Raw genomic sequence first — 4,879 nt, 5'->3', positions numbered from 1 at the left:
TTTCTTTATTATCCCCTTAAAAGGGGAGGCTTTAAACCACAATTTTTCGGTAAATTTTACCTAGAATAAAGCTAATAACCACTACAAAGTCTTGCATTCTCAAGCTGCACAACAAATCTTAAAAACTGTAGCAGAATCTTTTAAGTCTCAATTATGGCTTAGTTAAAGCCGATAAAAATAGAGATTGCCTTATAGAAACCAGAGAATTTTATATTTAATAGCTAGTCAAATAAATAATTACTGTCTATAATTTTTGATATTGGGCATAGTAGCCTGAGACAATAAATTAAACTACTACCAGCAGCCATTAATGACCGCCGGTATCATTCTAGTATTAGCAATTCTGGTTTTAGGTGGTGTCATCGCTACTATTAGCGATCGCCTAGGTACAAAAGTAGGTAAAGCTAGACTACGACTTTTTAATCTTAGGCCCCGCGATACTGCCGCATTAGTCACCATGCTCACTGGCAGTATTCTTTCAGCATTAACCTTAGCTATCCTATTTGCAACTAGCAAACCATTGAGAAAAGGTGTTTTCAGAATAGATGAAATCCAAACCAAACTTAATGAAACTCGCAAGGAAGTTACAAAAGCTGAACTTGAAACAACTCTAATTAAAAATGAATTACAAAAAGCAAAAGCTGATTTAGAATTATCTCTAAAGCAATTGAATCAAGTTAATAAGTCTTTGGAAAAAGCTTTAGTCCAAAAAGCAGAAATAGAGTTCCAACTAAAAATAACTAAAGAGCAATTAGATCGAGTTCAAGCAGTAAAAAATCGTACTCAAGAAGAACTAAGGCAAGTTCAAAAAGCAAAAGCTAGAACTGAAGCCGAACTTAATTTAACTCAAAACCAATTGAAGAGTATAGTACAACAAAAAGAAACTTTGAGACAAGAAATTGAACAATTGCAAATAGAGCGTCAAAAAATATTAAAAGATTAAAGATATAGTATTGTTTATACAGGCAAGGTAGATTGTGTTTTACCTTGCCTTTTATCTACTGCCTAAAATCACATTTTTTTGACCGAATAAATAATTAAGCTTTAAAGCCTCTTCTTTAAAGAAAAAAACTGTTCGCCAATCCTATGATTTTAAGGAAAGGTAACAATTAATTGTTAATTCTTAATTGTTTAATTTCTGCAACTGAGAAAAACTACAACAAAAAGTCAAAACTCAAAAAACAAAATTACTTCTACTCAGCAAAGAAAATATTCAAATATGATTTTAGGATTTGACCCAGGTAGCCAAAAGTGTGGTATTGCACTTATGGATAGAGATAAAAAACTATACTACCACCAAGTTGTAGAATCTCTAGAAGTTCTCACAACAATCAAAAACTTACATCAAAAATTTGACATAGATTTAATTGTGATTGGCGATCAAACCCACTCAAAAACTTGGAAAAAAAGCCTCACAAAGGTAATTTCAAAAACAGTACCAATAATCAAAATAGATGAACGTTATTCTAGCTTAGAAGCTCGCGATCGCTATTGGCAAATGTATCCTCCTCAAGGTATTTTTCGTCTCATTCCTCTAGGAATGAGAATTCCACCTCAACCAGTAGATGATATTGTCGCGATAATTTTGATAGAAAGATATTTAAAAAATGACTCTCTCTATAGCTTATAGTTAATTTATCCTTGATCCTTTTAATAAAATTCACCTATCTATAACTAAAGTTAAGAAAATTATCATAAAATATTAAGTATAGATTTAATCACTTATCATTAAAGTCAGAAAATATAGGGCAATGAAAGAACAAGAGCTGATCCAGCGATACGAACAAGGAGAAAGAAACTTTAGTGGACTGAATTTAGCTGGAGCTGACTTAAGAGGATCAATTCTAATAGGTGTTAATCTCTCCAAAGCTAATTTAACAGGAGCAAATCTAAGTAGAGCATTCCTTACAAAAACTCAACTTAATCAGGCATTATTACACAGAGCTAACCTGAGCTTTGCCAAAATGAGTGAAACTAAAATGGCCGAAGCTAACCTGATCAAAGCAAATCTCAGTGGAGCTTTTTTAAAAAAATCAAAACTTCCTAGAGCAAATCTGACAGGAGCTAATCTAACAGGAGCTAATCTGGCAAGAACTAATTTATGGAGCGCCAACCTATGTAGTGCTACTTTAGAATCTACTAATCTACGAGAATCTAATCTCACGGGTGTTAACCTTAATTGGGCTAATATGTACGAAGCAAAATTAATGGCAGCTAAACTATTTGCAGCTCAACTAACAGGAGTTAACTTTAGAAAAGCTTACCTAAACGGAATAGATTTGAGTGGAGCAGACTTGAATGGAGTTAACTTTAGTGAAGCTAAGTTAAATGGGGCAAACTTAGAAGGAGCAAATTTAATAACAGCCAACTTCAGCAATGCTCTAATGCGTAGTATTAAATTAAATAGTGCAGATTTAACAAAAGCAAATTTAACACAAGCTTATTTGGTTAGAGCAAATTTGAATTGGAGTAAACTTTATGAAGCTAATTTGAGTGAAGCTAATTTGGATAGAGCAACATTTATCGGAGCAAATCTAGAAAAAGTAAAGTTTGTAAATACAACATTACCAGAATCAACAAGATTATATTTTAGTTTTGCCACTGCCGAATAATTCAGTTTTTAATTAAACTCAATTTTTCTTGATTTGAAAGATTAACTGACAAAATCAATATACAAATTAAAGAGTTAAAGATATAGTTCTAACTATAAACAATTACGGCGTTGTGTTAGTAAATTGATTTATCTAGATGAAGCTAAGTCAATTGCCAAATCTTTAATAGAAGTAAAATTAGTGCCTTGCGTAAACATGCAGCATATTTCATATTAGTAAGGTACATAAGTCGCGGATAAGATGGCCACACTACAAATACTCTAACATTCATATTTTTACTTAATTTACCTGCAATCTGCTGTATTTCCAGTTCATTAAATTTCTAATTGAAAATGAGAGGTATGTTCAGAAAGATTTCTATAACTTATTGATTAAGGCAGATTTAGAGAAATTTGAAATTCTAGAATCAAAATTGAAAGAATTACATTCTGATGAAATACCAGAAATGATTCCTTTACGATTAGAACAATTATCCTCTCATAATTCTTCAAACGAATATAAAATTATATATTTTTAATTTTTAATTTTAAAAAATCGACAAAAATCGTAATCTGCCGAAAAATCAGAAAATAATGATATAGTTATTCTATAAGGGTAACTACGCCTATAAGCTTGACTTTTTATTCAATATCAATATATCCACTAGGCTAACCCAAGCCAAAAGTTTTAAGTATGACAATAGATTCTACGGATTTTAGAGCCACTTAACCGTACTACTTAAATATAAGTAGGTAGACGAAAAGTATATATAAAAATGAATCAAAACCGCATCCAAGCCTATATAAATCTAACTCAACAACTATTAAACAACCCCACAGAGAGAGCAGATAAAATCCTAGCAACTAATCAAGAATTACTAGATCAAGGATTACTCCAAACAATAATCATGCTGGCACAGACATCAGCAGAAAAAGGAAACCAAGAAGCTCAAGAACTCTTACTCACCTTTGCAGTAGAACTCTCAGAAAAATTAGAAATTTCAATTACAGAAAACACCTCAGCAACAGCAACCCCTTTAGAATATTTGATATTCTTAACCCAGGTATTACAAGCAACCCACGAAAGCAAAAACGATCCTCAAATTATCTACCCTATTTTGCAACAAAACCTAAGTAAATTAGATTTAGGTTTAGCAGAAACCTTAAAAACTTGGGCTACCTCAACCTTAATAGAAATTAAACCAGAAGAAGCTCATAGTATTGCTGCAGATATAGTTAACTTCAGTAACCAGATACAAGAGTTTACTCTTGGGAATAAAGCAAATAATTTAGAAATAGCAATTACGGGATATAAAACAGCATTAACTGTATACAATAATGCTTCTAAAACTCATCACTGGGTAAGTATTATCAACAATCTTGGCACTGCTTATCTCAACAGAATTTATGGAGATAAATCTGTAAATATTGAGCAAGCAATAGAAGTTTATCAATCAGCATTAAAATTAATAGATCGAGAAGATAGTCCTCAAGACTGGGGAATAATTCAAAGTAACTTAGGCAATGCTTATAATCATAGAATTGAAGGGAATAAAGCCAAAAATATTGAACAATCAATAGCCACTTATCAAAAAGCATTGCAAATTATCACCAAAGAAAACTATCCTCAAAAATGGGCAACTATTCAAAACAATTTAGCTAATACCTACTTAACAAGAATTACAGAAAAAGTCGGTGAGAATATTGAATTAGCAATAGATGCTTACAAAAAAGCATTGCAAGTTATTAATCAAGAAGAAAAGCCTCTAGACTGGGCAGTAACTCAAAGCAATCTTGGTAATGCTTATCTGAATAGAATGACAGAAAATGTAGAGGAAAATATTGAGCAAGCAATTGCAACTTATCAGCAAGCATTAAAATTTATTAATAGGGAAAATCAACCTTACCAATGGGCAAATATTCAAAAAAATCTGGGTACTGCTTACTTAAATAGATTCACAGGAAAAAAAAGCCAAAATATTGAATTAGCAATTACAGCTTATCAACAAGCATTAACAGAAATTACTCCCATCGATCGTCTATTAGATTGGGTAATAATTTCCATAAATCTGGGCAGTGCTTACTTACATCGAGACACCCCAGAAAGAGCAGAAACTATTGAACTATCAATTACAGTTTATCAACAAGTGCTGCAAGTTATGAATCCAGAACAATTTGCTTTATGGTTAGGCATTATTCAAAAAAATCTTGGTGATGCTTATAGTGATAAAGCCATAGAAAATATGGAAAATATTGCTGATTTTTATCAAAATATTGAATTAGCTATTA

Annotated in this window: 3 protein-coding genes and 1 pseudogene; all 4 read left to right on the top strand. The window is 31.7% G+C overall.

What is annotated here, in order from left to right:
* Positions 1 to 310 precede the first annotated feature (310 nt).
* Positions 311 to 943: a DUF3084 domain-containing protein gene (locus AC3DU7_RS12925; protein WP_488039748.1), complete on the top strand. Its 633-nt coding sequence runs from the start codon at positions 311 to 313 to the stop codon at positions 941 to 943.
* A gap of 276 nt (positions 944 to 1,219) precedes the next feature.
* Positions 1,220 to 1,630 carry a pre-16S rRNA-processing nuclease YqgF gene (locus AC3DU7_RS12920; RefSeq protein WP_488039747.1) on the top strand — a complete coding sequence of 137 codons (411 nt, stop codon included), beginning with the start codon at positions 1,220 to 1,222 and terminating at the stop codon, positions 1,628 to 1,630.
* 121 nt (positions 1,631 to 1,751) lie between these two features.
* On the top strand, positions 1,752 to 2,612 hold the full coding sequence (locus tag AC3DU7_RS12915) for a pentapeptide repeat-containing protein (RefSeq protein ID WP_488039746.1): 861 nt from the start codon (positions 1,752 to 1,754) through the stop codon (positions 2,610 to 2,612).
* A 754-nt stretch (positions 2,613 to 3,366) separates the two neighbouring features.
* Positions 3,367 to 4,879 (top strand): annotated as a pseudogene (locus AC3DU7_RS12910) (hypothetical protein); the annotation flags it as partial.

Source organism: Okeania sp. (assembly GCF_983059655.1).
Note: the sequence above shows the minus strand (reverse complement) of the source record. Positions and strands in the feature narration are given on the sequence as shown.